The sequence below is a fragment of the Mesorhizobium sp. M8A.F.Ca.ET.208.01.1.1 genome (genome assembly GCF_004791315.1).
GTDB lineage: Bacteria > Pseudomonadota > Alphaproteobacteria > Rhizobiales > Rhizobiaceae > Mesorhizobium.
Genome location: NZ_SRUT01000013.1, coordinates 46434 through 65989, shown reverse-complemented (window position 1 = coordinate 65989; position 19556 = coordinate 46434). Strand labels below are relative to the sequence as shown.

Genomic DNA, 19556 nt, shown 5'->3' with positions numbered 1-19556 from the left:
ATGGCAAACTCAAAGAAAAACTCAGCCCGCGCGCTGGGGGCGGAACGTGTGACGCGGGTTGCGCCAATCGATGCCGTCGAGCAGGTAGGCGAGCTGCGCCGGTGATATGGAAACCGTACCGTCCGCCGGCGACGGCCATAGAAACCGGCCCTTCTCGAGCCGTTTCGCATACAGCGACATGCCGAGCCCATCATGCCAGATAATCTTGATCAGATTGCCGCTGCGGCCGCGGAAGACATAAAGATCGCCGGCATGCGGATCCCGGCCCAGCGTCTCCTGAACCTGCAGAGCGAGGCCTTGCATCCCGCGACGCATATCGGTCCGGCCGACCGCCAACCAGATCCGCATCTGGCTCGGAACCGGGATCATGAAACGCCCAGCGCCTTCACCATCGCCGCCGCCAGTGTCGGCGGTGTGCTCAGTGGAATCCGCAACCGCACCTTGCCGGCGATCTCCAGCTCGATCACCGCTGGGGATGCCGGCGGTCGCGAAACGGCGACAGGCTCATCGGGAGCCACGACAACTTCGGCAAAGCCCGTCTCGCGGGCTCTCACCGCGCGGCGCCACTTATAGATCAGGCTGGTCGCGACATCGTACTGACGCGCCACCGCCACCACTGTGGCCCCGGGCGCGAATGCCGCGGCCAGTATCCGGCGCTGATCCGCTTCACTCCAACGACGCCGCCGCTCCGGCCCGGTCAATAACGTCACATGGCTCATGCTGTGCTGCTAACTACGCTCGTAAGGACGACCTTAAGAGCGCAGCCTCGCTATCGTAACATGCTCGCGCAAGGCGGCCCTCGCCGGAGGCGTACGGGAAAACGAACGTTACGTGCGGAAGTCTGCCGGTGGTGGACAGCAAGGGCGCGCCGAAGCCGCTCGCGAATTTCCTCAACTCCGCCTCGCCGGCAAGATGGGTCCGATCGGTGATGCGCTGACGGCGGCCGGGCAGACCTCATGGTCGGCGACGACCTCGTCGGCGTGGCGGATGACGATGTGACCTGCGCAGATCGGCAACCCACTGTCTCGCAGATCAGCCGTCAGGGCATCGGGTGGCTGTTGGTGTCGAAATCGATAGCGCAGTCGGCTTGGACCCGACAAACCAGATCGCGCAACTGCTCGAACGGCGCGGGGCCCGCGAGTTTCGGAATCACTGTCCGGCATCATTTTCGCACGTCGGTCGGCGACCGCGTTCTTCTTCACGTAGCCGACGCCACCGGAATCGTCGGGCCAAGAACTGGCCATTCATCCAATGTAAATTGCAGGCGCTTCCTCGTCCTACCCTCGGTGCCCCGTAGCTGTCTTGCGAAAGAAAGTCGAAGCTGAGAGAGCAAAACTGAGACCGCTTCAGTAACCAGATTCGGTCCCCCGCGGATCGATCGGTGTCGTACGGCTCACGTCCAGAACATCCTCCAGAACTTTGGCGCCAGCAAGTAACTGAGCCTCGCAACCAGGCGAGGCCACGATTTGTAATCCGACGGGCAGGCCAGACTCAGTGAAGCCGCACGGCAACGACAGCGCCGGACAGCAGGCCAGCGTAATCGCATAGGCGATGCCGAGCCATTGCACGTAGTTATCAAACGTTTTGCCGGCACATTCGCTAACATACCGATTTTGTAAAGGAAACGGCTCGACGATGGTGGCGGGCGTCAGGAGCAAATCGTATGTCTCGAAAAATTGCACCGCACGCGCAGTCATAGCCACACGCTGCATCTCGGCCCGCTCAACCTGTTCGACAGTGAGCCTCAAACCCTCCTCGATGTTCCAGATGACCTCTGGTTTCATTAGTTCGCGATGCTTACGCAACAGCGCTCCCATGCTCATCGCGTAGTCGAACGCTCGCAGTACGTGGAAGCATTCATGCGCTTCGCTAAAATCCGGATGCGCTTCCTCGACGATCGCGCCGGCCTCTCCAAATCGCTCTGCTGCCGCGCGTGTGATTGCAGCGACTTGCGGGGCAACAGGCGTGATCCCCAGATCAGGCGAATAGGCGACGCGTTTGGGCTTTTTATCTGAGCGTGCGGCCGAAAGGAACGAGTCGGCCAGCTTCGGTAGCGACAGTGGGTCACCGGGGTGCTGGCCGCTCATTGCATCAAGCATCAAAGCAACATCTTCAACGTTGCGCGCCATCGGTCCGGGCAAGCCAAGTGTAGCGTCGACCTTACCCATTGGCGTACGCGCCACCCGACCAATGCTAGGCCGCAGACCCACTACCCCGCAAAAACTAGCAGGATTCCGCAACGAGCCCCCCATATCTGAGCCATGTGCAAGCCATGCCATGCCAGTGGCGAGCGCTACTGCCGCACCGCCGGAGGACCCGGCAGCGGAACGTGATGTATTCCAGGGGTTCAGTGTTGCGCCGAACACCTCATTGAAAGTATTGGCGCCGGAACCGAATTCTGGCGTGTTCGATTTGGCATAAATCAAAGCGCCATTTTCCTCCAGACGCTCGACCAAGATATCTGATCGCGCCGGAATGTTGTCCTGGAAGATCGGTGAGCCTAAGGTGTTTCGCACGCCAGAGACGTCCGTGAGATCCTTAATGGGCACCGGCAGCCCCGCCAAATGGCCGCGCTCGGCTATGGGCTTTTTCATGAGTTGCGTTGCTGACTGCCGCGCCCGGTCGAAGCATAGGATCGGTAAAGCATTGACTTCGCCGTCGACGTCCGAGATCCGCTTCTCCAACACATCTAGCAGGTCGAGTGGCGTCACCTCACCGCGTGTTAGCTTCATGACGATTCCGCAGGCACTTTCCCGGATCAATTCCTGTTGGCTCACTTTAGTTTCTCCAATTTCTCCGTAGCGCTTGGCCACATCACCGACGGGATTTCCGCCGATCCGCCGAGCCTCAAATTCAGGTGGTTCGGGAGATCTACCTCCACTTTGGCAGTTGCTAACCGTGAAGGCCTCGATACTGTTGGCGAAGTTCGGCTTTCTGCACCTTGCCCATCGCGTTCCGGGGTAGTTCTGGAACAACGAGAATGTGTTTCGGCAGCTTGAACTTTGCAAGGCGACTCGCCAACACCTTGAGCATCTCTGCCTGGCTCATGGAGAAGTCTTTTTCGGTTACGACGACTGCTGTGACGGCCTCTCCAAAATCCGGGTGGGGAACGCCGAAGACCGCGCTTTCGACGACACCGTCGAGAGAATCGATTTCCGTCTCCACCTCCTTTGGGTTGACGTTGAGGCCGCCGGATATGATTAGGTCTTTACCGCGGCCAACAATGCGCACATATCCCCGGTCATCAATGGTTCCCAAGTCGCCGGTTATGAAGAAGGCGTCGCCCTTAAATTCTGTCGCGGTTTTTTCTGGCAATCGCCAGTATCCCTTGAAGACATTATCGCCCCTTACTTCAACCATGCCGATTTTGCCGCGCGGCAGCTCAGTGCCGCTCTCGTGATCGACCACACGCAACTCCGTTCCTGGTAAAGCGATGCCCACCGTGCCGGCTATGCGGTCGCCATTATAGGGATTCGATGTAATCATGCCGGTTTCCGTCATGCCGTATCGTTCAAGGAGGACGTGGCCGGTGCGTCGCTGCCACGCGATGTGTGTCTCGGCCAGCAGCGGGGCAGAACCAGATGTGAACAGGCGCATATGGCGGACGAGATCGGGCGTCAGACGATCCTCCGCCAGAAGCCGCGTATAGAAGGTGGGAATTCCCATCATCGTCGTTGCGTTGGGCAGGGCTTCGAGCACGTTCTCGATCTCGAACTTGGGCAGGAAAATCATACACCCACCGGCAAGAAGCAGCACGTTGCAGGCGACGAAAAGTCCATGAGCATGGTAGATGGGCAGAGCATGGAGCAGGAGGTCTTCGTGCGTGAAGCGCCACCGATCCTTCAGAACGTGAGCATTCGAGCTGAGATTGGCGTGGCTCAGCATTGCCCCCTTGGGTTTGCCGGTGGTGCCGGAGGTGTAGAGGATGGCCGCCAAATCGTCTGGGTCTCGCGAAACGACATCGAACGTCGGCGTGCTGAGCCGATCTGTTAGGGAGCCGCTGCCGTCGCTGTCGAGCGTCAGCACTGTGGTGCCCAGAGACACTGCTGCGGTCGTAATGGCCCCGAGTCTTTCCGGATGGCAGACAACCAGTCTTGGTTGGGCGTCTTCGATGAAATAGCTGACTTCCTGCAGGGTGTACCCGGTATTCAACGGCACGAAGACGGCCCCGCGTTGGAGGCACGCGAGAAAGAGGGCGAGGGCGAAGTGTGACTTGTCGACCTGAACCACGATCCGGTCACCGGGCGCTACCCCTATGTCATCAAGACGGCGGGCGATTCGTCCGGCAAGCGTAGCCAGATCGACATATGTAACATTGGTGTCCTTCTGAAGGACGAGAGCAACGCGTTCCGCTCGATCCGTTAGCCTGAAAGCGTCGAAAAGGTTACTCATAAGGACTCTCTAGCGACATGGATAGTATTAGGGGAGATTTCGATGTTATCCGGCAGAGGTCGTAATGGCTGTGGGGATCGCCGGATCTACCAGTGGTATGTGCGGCATTCGAACAGGATTGCCACAATGTCGCCGACTTCCGACGCAACATTGGGAATAAGCTGGCGCGCCCCACCTGAATGCCAGCTCGCCGCAGCCACTAACTTCAGCAAATCTGTCCAAATCTTGGTATGGAGTGTTCTGCACGTCCGCCGGACAGGCGGTGCTGAACGAACCGGCTGCCTTGAACTGCTCGGGGGTATTAACTTCGGGTGCGGCCTTCATGTCCGCAGGCACGATTTTCTCGGACCACTTGATGCCATTCGAATGACTCGGCCGATCGGCTATCGTTCTCCTTACCGGAGAGCATGAGGAATTGTGGCGCGGGTGACGGGGTCTGCTTTTCTCGGCTATGTTTTGCGCCATAATTCCGTGGCCCGCCAACCGTGCTTATACGAAACGCCACCCGCCATCGACGAGGAGCGTTTGCCCAGTGACGAACGCTGCGTCGTCCGAAGCGAGGAAGGCGAGCGGCCCCACAAGATCGGCCGGCTCCCCTGTGCGCTTAATCGCCTGCTGCTCGACTGTCTGGTCGAACCATCGGGTTTCGAGGCCGGCCTCAGTGGTCCCGGTGCGCACCAGACCCGGCGCAATGGCATTGGCGGTTATTCCGAACTGGCCGACCTCAGACGCTAGAGACCGCACGAAGCCGATAAGCCCCGCCTTACTTGCCGAATAGTGGCAGTAGCCGGGGATGCCGGAATGGAAGACCGCGGACGACATGGCGATGATGCGCCCCCAGGCCTTCGACTTCATGTTCGGCAAGAAGGCCTTGGTAAGGTGAAACATGGAGTCGAGGTTGATAGTCAGGACTTTTCGCCACTCGTCAAACGCAATCTCCTCGACGGGCGTATTCGGATAGATCCCGGCATTGTGGACAAGGACGTCGCAGCCGCCGAATCTTTCGTCCACCTTTTCCCGCAGCCGCGCAACGTTCTCGGCTGACGATAGATCGCAGCGTTGGGCGACGGCTTTGCCGCCCGCGCGCTCCACATCGAAAATAGTCTCATCTGCTGCGGCAATATCGGCAATCACAATGTTCGCACCTTCAACGGCCAGCCGTTCGCAGCACGCTCGCCCGATGCCGTTTGCACCTCCCGTTACGACGGCCGTCTTGCCCGCCAGCCTACGTTGCATGGGTCTTCTCCCACTTCTTGCTGATGGTAGGCGTCGGCAAGGCCGGCGGACGCCGTGTTTAGCTGTTAGGCAAACACCTGGAATCGCATCAATGTGGACACAGTAATTCGCGAGCAACTGTTCCATGCCTTCCAGATATTGGCGCCGATCACGTTAACTACGCCGTGCGATCTTCGCCCCTCTGCCTTAGATCCATTATATTTTCCTTGAGCTTAGCACTGGTCCCAAAACACGCTAATATCAAACCTTCAGCAGCCACCTCGAAATTGATATGGCGAACTGCCTCCGTTCGAACGGACATACCGACCTACCATGGAGGCTTGAGGATACCTTCAAGGCACAGGCACGTGGCGGACGACACTCAACGCATCGAGCCTACAACGATGCGCATAACCTTCCGCGCTTCGATAACGAGACGCGATCCGGGAGGAACGACAGTGGTGGAAAGACCGGCGTCGACAATAAGCGGGCCATCCAGCTCGTCCCCTTGGTACAGGTCTTCGCTGTTGAAGATCCGTGTTTTCAGCCACTTGCCGCCGAACATCACATCGCGTTCGGAAAATTCCAGTTCTGTCGTTCGCGTGCTGGATGTGTCCGGGGCAACGCCATTTCCCATCGGAGCGGTCGCCACCAAGCGCAATGCGACGATCTCTATCGACGCATCAGGATGGGAAAGACCGTAACGCTGGTTATAGGCTTGATGGAAAATCTCGGAAATTTGGTGAACGGACGTCCTGTTCTGCGGGAGTTCCACCGTGACAGTATATTCCTGCCCGTCATATCGCAGATCGAGAAGGTACTGAAAGTGTATCTCGGCGTTACCGCCCGTTTCGGAGTCCAAATGCGCTTTTGCCGATTCTGACTGTTTTTCAAATCTGCGAGAAATCTCGCATTCCTCCACGTCGTTTATAAATTTGTTGAATGGAATCGCGATATCGTGGCGCATGGGCGAATGCAGCATCCCCCAGGCGGAGAATACGCCCGCGTGGGGGGGCACTACGACCTCAGTTATTTCCAACGCTTCTGCCAGAAAGGCGGCGTGCATAGCGCCGGCGCCACCAAACGCGACGATAGAGAAGTCCCGCGGTTCGATACCCTGTTCGACGGTAATCCTACGGATAGCATCGGCCATTTTGGCATTCGTGATGTCCAGTATGCCTTCTGCAAGCGTTTCCGTATTTATTCCAAGCGACTTTGCTACCTTCGTTAGCGCGGCCTCCGCCTTTGCACGGTGGATCCGAACTGTTCCGCCCAGCTCTGCTCGTGGCAAGAAGCGATTCAAAAACACTTGTGCGTCGGTAACCGTGGGTGCTGTGCCGCCCTTCCCGTAACATGCCGGCCCCGGTTCGGCTCCTGCACTCTCAGGGCCCACGCGAAGGCCGCCCGCTTCGATATAGGCCAAAGAACCGGCGCCAGCACCAATTGATTCAATTTCAACAACCGGCATGATAATGTCCATGCCAGAGAGCGTCGTCTGATTGACGACCCGAGGCTTACCGTTAACTACGAGACTGACATCGAAGCTGGTCCCTCCAACATCCGCGCAAATGACGTTATCCGTGCGGAAAAGCTTTGTCATCTCCGCCGCTCCTATGATGCCGCCGACCGGGCCAGAAAAGAGGGTTTGAATAGGCTGTTTACTCGCCTGTTTGACAGACATCAGGCCGCCGCTGGACCGCGTTACATAAAGCGGTACTGTAAGTCCTCTTTTTTTCAGGCGCGATTCTACGACCCCAAGATATTGCCGAACCAGAGGGCTGATATAGGCATCCGCCACGGTCGACGCCGCTCGCTCCGCCTCGCGCCACTCACGTGCGACTTCGTGCGAAAGTGACACCGAAATTTCTGGGACGTTCCGCTCCAGAAATTCGCGAGCGGCAATCTCGTGCTCGGGATTTTTGTAACTGAACAGGAAGCAGACCGCCACCGATTGGATCCCGTTCAGCCTAGCGTGTTCGGCCGCGGCTTGCAGGTCGTCCAAATTTATTTCCGCTATTTCGTTGCCTTCGTAGTCAAGGCGACCCCCTATCTCCAATGTATCCCGCCGGCGCACGAACTGTTCGGGACGCTGGAACTTGTTGTTGTACATTTCCCTTCGCGGTCGCGATCCCCGCATGATGAAGAAGCTGTCGCGAGCGCCGGTGGTCGTCAAGAGCATAATCCTGCCGCCAGAGTGAGATAGCAGCGCGTTCAATCCTTGCGTCGTCCCGTGTACAGCAAACTCGACCTCGGCGAAATCGTCGATGACCTGGCCGAAAGCACGCAATATTCCGTCCGATAGATCACTGGGCGTGGTCGGATATTTTGCCGCAAGTACTTCACCTGTACTCGTATTTTGAACGACTACATCCGTAAAAGTTCCGCCTATGTCGGCGGCAATCCTGTACCGGCCTTTTTTGACATTGATGCTGATTTTAGTCATTTAGCCTGCCTCGGATTACTTGCGACCGGTGAGCGTATTTGCAATCACCGCTAGAATGATGATGGTTCCGGTTACTATCTCCCGGAGATATGGTTCGAGGTTCATAATGTTGAAGGCGTTGTTGACGATCGCCAACAGAAACACGCCGACCACCGTGCGCCAGATGGCGCCCGCGCCGCCACCAATCGAGGTCCCTCCGAGAACAACCGCGGCGATAGCCTGCAGCTCGATCCCGGAACCGCTGTTGGGTATGCCGGTGGAAACCTTTGATGACAGGAGGATGCCAGCAAGGGCAGCCGCAAATCCCGCAATCGCAAAAGTTGATCCCTTGATGATTTTGGTTCGGATGCCTGAAAGAAGCGCCGCTTCCTCGTTTCCACCGACAGCAAATATGTATCGGCCATACTGGGTACGGTGAAGCACAAGCATGGAGATTAGCACGAACAGGATGAAAGCAATGCTAGGATTGGTTATCCCGTAAACAGTACCTCGCCCAAGCGTAGAATAGGACTGGTCCGTCACGTTGATCAGGTATCCGCCGGAAATGGCGATGCCGCAACCCCGAATTATGATGCTGGAAGCCAAGGTGATCAGGAACGAATTCAACTGAAGCCTGGCAATAAGGGTTCCGTTGGCTAAACCAATCACCGTGCCAATCACTACACCCGACATCAAACCGACTATCGGCGTCGATGCATTGGAAACAAGTGCCGCCGTAATTCCGCTAACTGCGAACGTCGCCGACACGGATAGGTCAAAACCGCGAGCGATGATCACGTACGTCATCCCACACGCGATGATTCCGATCCCAGCGTTCTGGTCGAGCAGATTGCGCAAGTTCCTGAATGTGAGGAACGCAGGTTCCACAACCGCTAGGACAATGATCGCCAGTACCAAGGAGATGAGGATGGCGTAATCCTTCAGCAGGCTCAGCTCATAGTTCTTGAACCGCACTGGTCTCTCCAATCTGTCAGTCTCAGCGGTTGCAGACAGTTTTATTCTCACGTGTTTGAATGGAGATCGCTTTCGTATACGCCAAGGCATTCGCGAAGGATTGCTCCGAACTCGATTTCCTCGGCGGATTTTTCGCCAACGATGCTGCCTTCGCGCATGATGTACATCCGGTGGCACAAGCCAACCAGTTCCTCGATCTCAGACGAAACGATCAGGATAGCCATCCCACGCGCTGCTAGTTCGACGACCAGATTGTAGATTTCGGATTTTGAGCCGATGTCCACACCGCGTGTCGGCTCGTCAAGCAGCATAACCGATGGGTTGCCGGCCAACCATTTTGCGAAAAGCACCTTTTGCTGGTTGCCACCCGAAAGAGAGGAAACCCAAGCGTCCGTAGATTCGCATTTGATGTTCAGGCGGTCGGCCCACTTACGTATCTCTTCCCCCTCTTTCCCGCGGTTTATTATCCCGAATGGGCGAAGCTCACTAAAATTTATGAGCGAGATGTTTTCCGCGATCGAATGATCGAGGAACAATCCCTGCTCACGCCGACTTTCCGGCACCATGGCCAAGCCATTGCGCCTTGCGGTGATCGGCGTATGGCGGGCAACTGGATAGCCGTCGATTGCAACCATGCCACTTTGAAATTCGTCGGCACCAAAAATAGATCGCAACACCTCAGAGCGGCCGCTGCCGACAAGTCCTGCTATTCCGACTATCTCTCCCGCCTTAACCTGGATGTTGATGTTCTCGAATTTGCTCCGTCTTGTCAGCCCACTGGTAGACAACTTGACCGCGCTAGTTGGCGGCGGGGCCTTCTTGGGCGGAAAGACCTCGGAGAGCTCGCGACCCAGCATCGCAGCCGCCAGTGACGCGTGTGTTTCATCTATAGCCGGGCCCGTTTGAACGTGCTTGCCGTTTCGAAGGACAGTTACAGCATCACAGTTTGAGAGTATGTGGTCGAGGAAGTGGGACACATATATGAATGTCGTCCCGCGATCCCTTGTCAGCCTCTTGACGATTTGGTGCATATGTTCAATTTCGGTAGGGGTAAGTGAAGATGTAGGCTCGTCCAGCACGATCAGTCGAGCATTTCGAGAAAGAGCCTTGAGTATCTCGACTTGCTGCTGGTCAGCGATACTTAGGGATCCGACCCTGGCTCTTCCGTCGAGCTCGAAGCCAAGTTCGTAACGTAGTTGGTTGAATTCCCGAAGGCTTCCCCGGTCTCGTAGAAATCCAAGTGTCGTGTTCTCGCGGCCCAAACAGATATTTTCTGCGACGGTGAGGTCCTGACAGAGAACAAGTTCCTGTTGGACGAAAGCAATACCGCGCTCAATCGCTTCACGTGGTGACGAGACCAGCGTGTCGTCACCATCGTAGATCACGCGTCCATCGTTCGCCTGAAGAATCCCGCCGACCAGCTTTCCCAGCGTCGACTTGCCTGCGCCATTCTCTCCGACGAGACCGTGAATGCTTCCGCTGCAGACTTCAAACGAGATATTCTGAAGTGCGATGGCGCCCGCAAAATGTTTACCGACATTGTCGATAACGACCTGCATTGTATACCTCTAGCCATCCCACTTCGATGACCAGTCCGGATGGGCATTGAGATTTGTCTTCGTGGCGATTGCCGCACCGACGGGCGAACGCGTTTCCAGGTCGATAATCGGCTCAAATTCTTGACCACGCGTGGCTGCTATGATGTTCTTGCCACCGAGATAGCCTTCCATGTATGGCAACTCCACATAGGTACCATACCAGCGCCCTTGGCGGATGGCCGCTACCGCTGTTTGAGTAGCGCCTAGGCCGATAAGTTGAACGCCCTCGCCGCCTACATTCATACCTGCACCTGTTAAGGCAACCTCCGCGCCCGCCGCCGCCTGGTCGGCGAAAGAGGTGATAACGTCGAGGTCCGGATTCGACTGCAAAATGTCCTGCGTCACCTTGAGCCCAAGTTCTCTTCCCCACAGCGTGTCTTGGATGGAGACGAGCTTAATCGACGGATACTCCGCAATATGTTTATTGAATGCCTCGATCTTGGGCACGTCCTGGGCTGCTGACCGACTGCCGACCAGCAGCGCGACCTTGCAGGGATCCCTGCCCTGACAGGCTTCCACAGTGGCTTCCGCCAGCCGAAGACCAATGCTGCCTACATTATAGCCAACGAATGTCGTCATTCCCTTGACCTGGAACTTGTCGGTTGTCGTTGGATCGGGTCCTAGCGGATATTCGAGCGAACCGAACTTGATGCCTGCTTTGATTGCCTCCTCGGCGGCAGGGACCGCCGAAGAATAGCCCATCGGCAGGATCAGCATCCCGTTGAATCGTCCAGAAGAGACCGCGTCCTGGATTTGGTTGAACTGCCTGTCTGCATCAAAAGCACCGTCGAACAATTCAATTTCAACGTCGCCAGCTTCTTTCGCCGCCTCCTTTAGACCCTCTAGGCTAGCCAGTGTGAAGGCGTTGTCAGCAGCGAAGCCGAACAACGCAATGCGGATGGGATCGGCAGCATATGCCGGCCCGGATAAGACCGCTGCGACACCTGCCAAGGCTGCTATCTTATAGGTCAGATTCACTCGACTTCTCCTCCCGTCACAAAGGGCGCCCTAAAGATAGCAGGGCCCCGAATGCCCGCTAATATCAAAGTTTCGGCGGCTATGTTGGAATTGGTATGAGCCATGTCGCCTCAAGTCTGGTTTCTTGCACACCGGATAGAACACTGAGCAGCTCCCATGCGATGCGGCTACTCAGTCTCGTGGCAATGAGCCAGATCGAACTGATCGGACACGAAGCGACGTGTTGTCCCATATGCGATTGAGGAAGCCGGAATGATACGTGTGGGAATAGATGTCGGAGGAACCTTCACCGATTTCGTATTGATAGACACGAAATCGGGAGAGGTCGTGTACTTCAAGGAGCCCTCAACACCGCACGATCCGTCAGAAGCTATTGAAACCGGTCTGGCCAGCGCGCTGGCCAAATATGATCTGAAATCCGAGGAAATCGAATTCGTCGGTCACGGAACAACCGTCGGCACGAACATGGTCATCGAGCTTCGCGGCGCGAAGACTGGCCTGATAACGACTAAAGGATTTCGTGACATCCTGGAAATCGGCCGACAGATGCGTCCAGACGTATATAACTACCGCGTAATCAAACCGATACCCCTGGCAAGGCGACAGTACCGGATCGAAGTCTCCGAACGTGTCGATGCTCGCGGAAACGTGCTGGTGGAACTCGACGAGGCCGAACTCCGACGCGGGGTGGAATACCTGGCCCGCGAGGGCGTGGAAGCCGTGGCTATCTGTTTCCTGCACAGCTACTTGTACCCGGAACACGAACTGCGCTCAGAAAGCATCGTGCGGGAATTGATGCCGCGTGCGTTCGTTAGCCGATCAAGCGACGTTTTGCCTGAATTTCGTGAGTATGAACGATTTTCAACAACGACAGCCAATGCGTATTTAGGACCGAAATTCGAGAACTACCTTGCTCGGTTGGTCGAGAGGCTGACGAAGTTGGGCATATCGGCAAACCCCTACACAATCCATTCAAATGGCGGGCTGATGTCGATAGATACGGTTCGCCGATACCCCGTTCGAACCTGTCTGTCGGGTCCAGCCGCCGGGGTAATTGGTTCTGCCGTCATCGCAGCGCAGGCAGGGTATAAAAATGCGATCACTTTTGACGTTGGCGGCACGAGCACGGACGTATCGCTTATCAGTGACGGAACGCCGCATTTTACTACAAGTCGCGAAGTGGCGTCATATCCTATTAAGACGCCGATGGTCGATATCCACGTGATTGGCGCCGGCGGCGGCTCAATTGCTTATATCGATAGTGCCGGTGCCTTGCATGTGGGACCACGGAGCGCTGGCGCCGTGCCAGGGCCGGTCGCGTATATGCGAGGCGGCGTCGAACCCACGTTAACCGACGCTAATGTTGTCCTGGGTCGTCTTAACCCTGTCGCGATATTGAACGGGACAATGCCCATCGACCTCGATGGCGCGCGCAGGGTCGTCGAGGAAAAGATTGCCATTCCGTTGGGAATGAGTGTGGAACAGGCAGCCTATGGTATTATACGGATTGCCGTCTCGAACATGGCTCGCGCCATCCGCTTGGTGACAACGCAACGCGGCATCGATCCGCGCAAATATGCATTCATAGCCTACGGTGGCGCTGGGCCATTGCATGGTGTTGAGACGGCGATCGAATGCGGACTGTCGAGGGTTGTGGCGCCGAGGGAGCCCGGAACGATGTGCGCGCGTGGTATCCTTGTTTCCGATGTCAGCCTCGATTTCGTTCAGAGCAAGATCCGCCCCTTCATTCGCGAATGCTGGTCGAGCATCACGTCGGAAATGGAAGTTTTCCGGGGTGAAGCCGAGCGCTGGCTGGCTAGCGAGGATGTGCCCCAATACCAACGGCAATATGAGAATGTACTGGAGGCACGGTACTTTGGACAGAACCACGAGGTGCAAATTCCACTCCCGAATCCGCTGCCAGATGCCGAAACCTTTATGCGGGAATTCGAACATGCGCACCGCAAGGAATACGGCTATTCGCTCCCTGACCGTCAAATCGAGATCGTAAACTTTCGGGTCCGCGGATCGGCGCCATCTTCGGGAACGGCCCACTGCCAGCAGCCGAACGGCGAGCTTGAAGTGGCCATCATCGGGCGGCGCGAATTCTTCGTCGACCCGGATGTCAAATGGGTAGATGCGGTCGTTTACGCACGCGATAGGATTCCGGTTTCGACGCGGATCACTGGTCCCGCGATTGTCGAGGACATGAGTTCGACCTGCGTGATCTTTCCCAACCAGGTCGCCTTTGTGGACGCTCAGGGGAACCTTATCATCGAACTGACGAAGAGCGGGCAATAAGCAGATGACGAAGAAAGATAGCGGCAGCGCACCGGTCTCCGATCCGATTTCGATGGAAGTTTACAACAACCGCTTGATGACGATTGTCGAGGGAATGTTGCATATCCTCGTGCGTTCATCCTTTTCCACGAATGTAAAGGAACGGCGCGACTGTTCTGTAGGATTGTTCGACGCTACTGGCCGGGTTCTCGCCCAGACAGTCCACACTCCTCTGCACTTGGGCTCCACAGTCGGCGCGGTTTCCCATTTGCTGAAGGAGTTTTCGCCGGAGGAAATCAGCGAAGGCGACGCCTTCATGTGTAACGATCCCTATGTTGCCGGGGGCACCCACCTCCCCGACATCACTGTGGTCTCGCCGGTCTTCTACAATGGCAAACTGTCGTTCTTTCTTGCAAATATCGCCCACCATTCGGATGTCGGCGGCGTGGTTCCGGGATCCATTTCGGGTACCGCCGAAACAATATTTGCAGAAGGAATTCGTATCCCGATTGTCCGGCTGCGGCACAGAGGCAAGGTTCAGAATGACATCGTTCGTCTCGTCACCCTGAATACACGTGATCCCAAGGAACGCGAGCTCGATCTGGGGGTGCAACTCGCAACAAATGATCGCGGGATCGTCATGGCTCAGGAACTTCTCGATCATATCGGAGATGATCGCCTTACGGCAGCAATAGCGGATATGATTGCCTATACGCGGCAGCGCCTCCTCAATCAGCTCGCAACGTTCACGTCGAAAGAGGCCGGCTATGAGGCATTTCTCGACGACGATGGGATTGGCGACGAACCGGTAAGGATCGCCGTGCGGATATCCGTATCCGGCGGCAAACTACTATTCGACTTTTCAGGCACCGGTCCGCAAGCCGCGGGTGCAATGAATATACCGTTCAATGCCCTGCAGGCGACGGTGGTGTATTGCGTCAAAATGATGATCGATCCGGGGTTGATGCCCAATCATGGCATTTTCGACTGCATCGGGATTCAGACCCCCGGGCGGTCGATCGTCAGTCCCGCACACCCCGCAGCGGTCGGCGCGCGATCGATCACTGCGAACAAGGTCGCGCGCGCGGTCATTGGAGCGCTTGCGCAAATGCTACCGCAGGAACGCGGTATCGCGTCGGGCCAGGACATTGTGCCCGGTATCTGCTTTGCCGGAAAACGAAGCAATGGCGACGATTATGTCTACATGGAAACTATTGGCGGAGGATCTGGAGGGACAGCGGAAGTCGATGGCATGGACGGCGTGCAGGTTCACGTCACCAATACTTCCAATTTGCCCGTGGAGGCCCTCGAGCACGAATACAATCTCCTCGTTGATGAATATGCGCTGGTGGAGGACAGCTGTGGCGCGGGCAAGTACCGAGGTGGTCTCGGCATCGCGCGGCAGATTGCCGCCACAGAAGACGACGTCATCTTCTCGGTCCGCTCGGATGGCCATATATATCCGCCTCCCGGGCTGCGCGATGGCCAGGATGGGCGTTGTGCGAAAATACTATTCAATTCCGGTTCGGCCGAAGAACGCGAACTCGATTCCAAGACTACGAACTTCGTCCTTAATTCCGGTGACAGTATAAGAATCGAAACGCCGGGCGGCGGCGGATATGGTCCTGTCAGTGAAAGAAGCGATAAACAGGTTATCGACGATATCGAAAACAGCAAGACATCGCTCGCATTCGCGAAAAAAGCTTACGGCCCATCACGGATAGAGCAGATTGTCGAAAAAAGTGAGCAGCCAGCGTTTGACGCAACCAACGCGGCTGAATGAACCATCTATGAGGTCACCGTCAAAGAACTTCGATGTGATTGTTGCCGGTGGCGGTCTGGTGGGAATTTCCATTTCCCTTGGGCTGAGACTGCGGGGCCTTGATGTGCTCGTGCTCGACGGGTGCGATGACGACAATCGTGCCGCACGGGGTAATTTCGGCCTCATTTGGGTCCAGACCAAGGGCCACACCTTCCGACCCTATGCGCAGCTTTCGCGCAAAGCGGCAAAGATATGGCCGGCCTTTAGTTCGCAGTTGAAAGAATTGAGCGGAATAGACGTCGGCCTGGAGCGCGAAGGGGCCTTTTATCTCTGCATGTCGGAAGGGGAATGGAAAGATCGCGTGGAATTGATGAGGAAACAATTCGACAATGATCTTCCCGTGGCTGCCGCGTATGAGATGATGGAGCGGGTTGAACTGGACAAGCACATTCCCGGTCTTGGAAATTCGGTGGTCGGTGGCTGTTACGGCCGTCTGGACGGCGCGGTGAACCCCCTGAAGTTCTTCCGGGCACTACATTCGGCATTTGGCGCAATTGGTGGCGAATACCGTCCATCCAGCGCTGTCACAGAGATCCGGCCAGCAGGGTCCGACTTCCAGGTAACAGCCGGGAAGTCGACATATAGCTGCGCCAAATTGGTGCTGGCCGCAGGACTTGGCAACAACCAGCTGGCACCGATGGTCGACGTCCCAATGGATATACGACCCGTCAGGGGGCAGGTTCTGGCTACGAACAAATTGCCGAAGTCGCTACGTTATCCAACCCACACAATCAGGCAGATGAGTGAAGGCGCCTTCATTATCGGCGATTCTCGCGAAGAGGTGGGACTCGATAACGGGACCACGCCGGAGGTCATGTCAGCCATTGCAAGGAAAGCCATAGCATGTTTTCCCAATCTGGCCGATGCGCAGCTTTTGCGCGCCTGGGGCGGGCTGCGAACGTTCACAGAGGATGGAATACCGCTCTACCTGCGTTCGAACTCCTATCCCAATGCCTATGCCGTGAATGTCCACAGCGGGGTGACACTCGCCCCCGTGCATGCGCAAGACCTAGCGTCGGCAATTGAAGAAGGAAACCTGGAGGCTCGATTTCCGGACTTTTCAAGGAAGAGGTCATGAGTTTCCGCCCGATTTTTGAGGAAGAGGCCGCCGAGCGGACAAACATCCAGATCAACGGCGTGCCGGCAACCGCCAGGGTTGGCCAAACGCTTGCACTGGCGCTGCTGGAAAACGGCCTCGACCATTTCAATGTCAACCCGGTGTCGGGAAAACCGCGTCAACCCTATTGCATGATGGGCGCCTGTTTTGAATGCCGGATCATTGTCAACGGGGTGGCTGACGTTCTGGCCTGTAGAGCCGAAGTTCGTGATGGCATGGTCATCGAAACGCAGGACAATAGCCGTGAAAAAATGTGATCTGGTAATCATCGGCGCAGGTCCTGCCGGATTGGCCGGCGGATTACAGGCGCACGAACTAGGCCTATCTGTTGTTATCCTAGACGACGGGAAACGGCCCGGCGGACAGATTTACCGCAATCTCGAGAACCTGACTGACAAGATGCGGTCGATCTTGGGGAAAAGTTATTTGAATGGCGAAAATTTACTGAGAAACGCCAAGCACATAAGCCTTGATATCAGGGCCGAAGCGGTGGTCTGGCATATCTCGGCGGAGAAGATAGTATACTTCGTGCATAGAGGCGAAGTGGTAGCGGTTGAAGCTGAAGCGATAATGCTTGCTACGGGCGCGCTTGAGCGACCTTTTCCGATTCCCGGGTGGACCTTGCCAGGCGTCATGACCGCTGGAGCTGCCCAAATAGCAATGAAATCTGGCTCGGCCATTCCTGCCGGACGGATCGTACTGGCGGGCTGCGGCCCACTTTTGTATCTCGTCGCGGGCCAATTGGCTAAGGCTGGGGCCGACGTCCGAGCTGTGCTCGACACTACGCCCCGCGGCAACTACTGGCGTGCTATTCGCCATGTCGCATTTGGGCTCACGAGCCTTAGCCAGCTCTTCCACGGTATTCGGATGATCCAAACTATGTCTGCCCATGGCATCCGCCGGACACTCCAGGTGCAAGACATCAAAATTCTTGGTGACAACCGTGCGGAAGCTGTCGAATATTCTACTCCCCGCGAGTCCGGAACTATCGAAGCCGATTGCATTCTTCTCCATCAAGGTATCGTACCCGACATACAGCTATACAGACATTTGGGCTGTGAGATCAGATGGGACGATTCACAGCTCTGCTTTCACCCTGTGATCGATGGCAATTGGCAGACGAGCGTGCCTGGCATATTCGCGGTCGGCGACAATGCATGCATCATGGGAGCAAAGGCAGCGGAATATTCCGCGCGTTTGGCGGCACTTCACATGGCAGAAAACAACAAGCGGATTATTGATCCGAAGACCAGGAAATCCATCCAGCGAAAATTCCGCCAACTTACTGAAATACGCAAATTTCTGGATGCGCTATATCGACCGCCCATACAGTTCCGAATGCCGACGCGGGAAAATACCGTGGTATGCCGATGCGAGGAAATTGCCGCCGGCGAGATCACCGGTTTGGCAGCCGCTGGCTGTGCAGGGCCGAACCAGGCCAAATTTTTCACTCGATGTGGGATGGGCCCTTGTCAGGGACGCAATTGCGGGCTCACAGTCACCGAATTGTTCGCGCGCGCTACAGGAAAGTCGCCGGACCAGGTTGGATACTATACCATACGTTCTCCGATACGGCCTTTCCCATTGGCAGTCCTCGCCGGCGTCGAAACGAGTAGCCTCGCGGCGGATATTGAGTTTTCCTGACGGAGCGTTTGAATTGTAGGCTCTCCAAAGCTGTGATCCGGTCGTCGAAACAAGGGATTCCATGAAGAAGTCGAGGCTTTCGGGCGTGCACCGCCTTCATCCTGCGCCGATCTCGTGGTATTACACCGAAATTGGTCGGCTTTCGCTCGGCAACGGTCGATGAAATTTAATCAAATTGAGGCATATCGCGCTGTCATGCTTGCTGGGAGCGTGAGTGACGCAGCTCATTTCCTGAACGTTTCCCAGCCTGGTATAAGCCGCCTGATCAAGGATCTCGAACGTTCGGTTGGATTCGATCTGTTCGACCGAATTCCGGGAAGGATCGTACCTACTCCCGAAGGTGAGGCGTTTTTCAAATATGTGCAGCGGACCTATTCGGGCATTCAATATCTTGAAGGCGCAGCAAAAGACATTGCCAATCTCAAGCATGACAGGCTCCGCATTGCGTCATTTCCCGCTGCCTCCCTTGAAGTGGTACCGAGATCCATCGTGAGGATGAACGCAGCTTACCCGAACCTGAAGATAAGACTTGAAGTACGCAGCTCACTTAGGATTCTGGATTTGGTTTCGAGTCGGCAAGTCGATGTCGGCATTGCGGCATTTCCAGTTGACTATCCGGGTGTCATTCTCGAACGTGTGTATGAACCTTTCTGCAAGTGTGTTCTGCCGGCGGGACATCCCAATAGCGGTCTGAGTAGAATCTCGCTCGAAGACCTGAAGAACGAGACGAATATCGGAATCTCGGAAGACCTTACAATCGGCAAGGCGTTGATTCTGGCCGGAAATGAATCAAACGTAAAGATCGACAACCTAATCGAGACGACCTCCGGTTATACGATTTGCAAAATGGTTGAAATGGGACTGGGTGTCGGTCTGGTCGACCCGCTTGCCGCATCCTTGTTCCGAGAGACTAGTGTCGTGGCTGTTGAATTTAAACCGGATGTCAAGTTCGGGTTTGCGATTGTGCTGTCTGAACACGCAATTCGATCACGCGCCGTGGATAAATTCATCAAGATCCTGAATGACACCGTAAAGCGGTCGATATATCCGGCGGAGTTTGAGCCTCATGAAAGACCTGGCTCCTAGAATAGATGCCTTTGTCTTGCGCGAATA

15 protein-coding genes and 1 pseudogene are annotated in these 19556 nt (G+C 56.1%); 6 read left to right on the top strand and 10 right to left on the bottom strand.

Annotated features, from left to right (window positions below; translation table 11 throughout):
- Positions 1-21: 21 nt before the first annotated feature.
- The 10 genes and pseudogenes from tnpB to EN851_RS32010 all read right to left on the bottom strand — a co-directional run bounded on the left by tnpB (position 22) and on the right by EN851_RS32010 (position 11580).
- Positions 22-336 carry an IS66 family insertion sequence element accessory protein TnpB gene (gene tnpB / locus EN851_RS32050; protein WP_348630746.1) on the bottom strand — a complete coding sequence of 105 codons (315 nt, stop codon included), beginning with the start codon at positions 334-336 and terminating at the stop codon, positions 22-24.
- A 29-nt stretch (positions 337-365) separates the two neighbouring features.
- Positions 366-719: a transposase gene (locus tag EN851_RS32045; RefSeq protein WP_135930819.1), complete on the bottom strand. Its 354-nt coding sequence runs from the start codon at positions 717-719 to the stop codon at positions 366-368.
- A 193-nt stretch (positions 720-912) separates the two neighbouring features.
- Positions 913-1214, bottom strand: a pseudogene (locus tag EN851_RS37440) (IS21 family transposase); the annotation flags it as partial.
- A 132-nt stretch (positions 1215-1346) separates the two neighbouring features.
- The gene (locus EN851_RS32040; RefSeq protein ID WP_245520852.1) at positions 1347-2777 is read right to left on the bottom strand and encodes an amidase family protein; all 1431 of its coding nucleotides are present in this window, start codon (positions 2775-2777) and stop codon (positions 1347-1349) included.
- Between the two features lie 115 nt (positions 2778-2892).
- Complete coding sequence (locus EN851_RS32035) at positions 2893-4392, bottom strand: malonyl-CoA synthase (protein WP_135930818.1); 1500 nt, start codon at positions 4390-4392, stop codon at positions 2893-2895.
- 489 nt (positions 4393-4881) lie between these two features.
- The gene (locus tag EN851_RS32030; protein ID WP_135930817.1) at positions 4882-5628 is read right to left on the bottom strand and encodes a 3-oxoacyl-ACP reductase family protein; all 747 of its coding nucleotides are present in this window, start codon (positions 5626-5628) and stop codon (positions 4882-4884) included.
- A gap of 361 nt (positions 5629-5989) precedes the next feature.
- Entirely contained in the window at positions 5990-8050 is a 2061-nt protein-coding gene (locus tag EN851_RS32025) for a hydantoinase/oxoprolinase family protein (RefSeq protein WP_135930816.1), read from the bottom strand.
- 15 nt (positions 8051-8065) lie between these two features.
- Positions 8066-9004, bottom strand: a complete 939-nt coding sequence (locus tag EN851_RS32020) for an ABC transporter permease (protein WP_189521979.1) — start codon at positions 9002-9004, stop codon at positions 8066-8068.
- Positions 9005-9051: 47 nt separating this feature from the next.
- Positions 9052-10563, bottom strand: coding sequence for a sugar ABC transporter ATP-binding protein (locus tag EN851_RS32015; protein ID WP_135930814.1), 1512 nt, complete (start codon positions 10561-10563; stop codon positions 9052-9054).
- A gap of 9 nt (positions 10564-10572) precedes the next feature.
- Positions 10573-11580, bottom strand: a complete 1008-nt coding sequence (locus EN851_RS32010) for a sugar ABC transporter substrate-binding protein (protein ID WP_135930813.1) — start codon at positions 11578-11580, stop codon at positions 10573-10575.
- 252 nt (positions 11581-11832) lie between these two features.
- Between EN851_RS32010 and EN851_RS32005 the strand changes: the two genes are divergently transcribed.
- The 6 genes from EN851_RS32005 to EN851_RS31980 all read left to right on the top strand — a co-directional run bounded on the left by EN851_RS32005 (position 11833) and on the right by EN851_RS31980 (position 19529).
- Positions 11833-13881: a hydantoinase/oxoprolinase family protein gene (locus EN851_RS32005; protein ID WP_135930812.1), complete on the top strand. Its 2049-nt coding sequence runs from the start codon at positions 11833-11835 to the stop codon at positions 13879-13881.
- 4 nt (positions 13882-13885) lie between these two features.
- Positions 13886-15643: a hydantoinase B/oxoprolinase family protein gene (locus tag EN851_RS32000; RefSeq protein WP_135930811.1), complete on the top strand. Its 1758-nt coding sequence runs from the start codon at positions 13886-13888 to the stop codon at positions 15641-15643.
- Positions 15591-16760 (top strand): FAD-dependent oxidoreductase, encoded by a 1170-nt coding sequence (locus EN851_RS31995; RefSeq protein ID WP_135930810.1) that lies wholly within the window; start codon positions 15591-15593, stop codon positions 16758-16760. Before EN851_RS32000 ends, EN851_RS31995 begins: the two co-directional genes overlap by 53 nt.
- Complete coding sequence (locus EN851_RS31990; RefSeq protein WP_135930809.1) at positions 16757-17056, top strand: (2Fe-2S)-binding protein; 300 nt, start codon at positions 16757-16759, stop codon at positions 17054-17056. Before EN851_RS31995 ends, EN851_RS31990 begins: the two co-directional genes overlap by 4 nt.
- Positions 17043-18443, top strand: coding sequence for an FAD/NAD(P)-binding oxidoreductase (locus EN851_RS31985; protein ID WP_189521978.1), 1401 nt, complete (start codon positions 17043-17045; stop codon positions 18441-18443). The genes EN851_RS31990 and EN851_RS31985 overlap by 14 nt, the downstream gene beginning before the upstream one ends.
- Before the next feature lie 159 nt (positions 18444-18602).
- Entirely contained in the window at positions 18603-19529 is a 927-nt protein-coding gene (locus EN851_RS31980) for a LysR family transcriptional regulator (RefSeq protein WP_135930807.1), read from the top strand.
- Positions 19530-19556 lie beyond the last annotated feature (27 nt).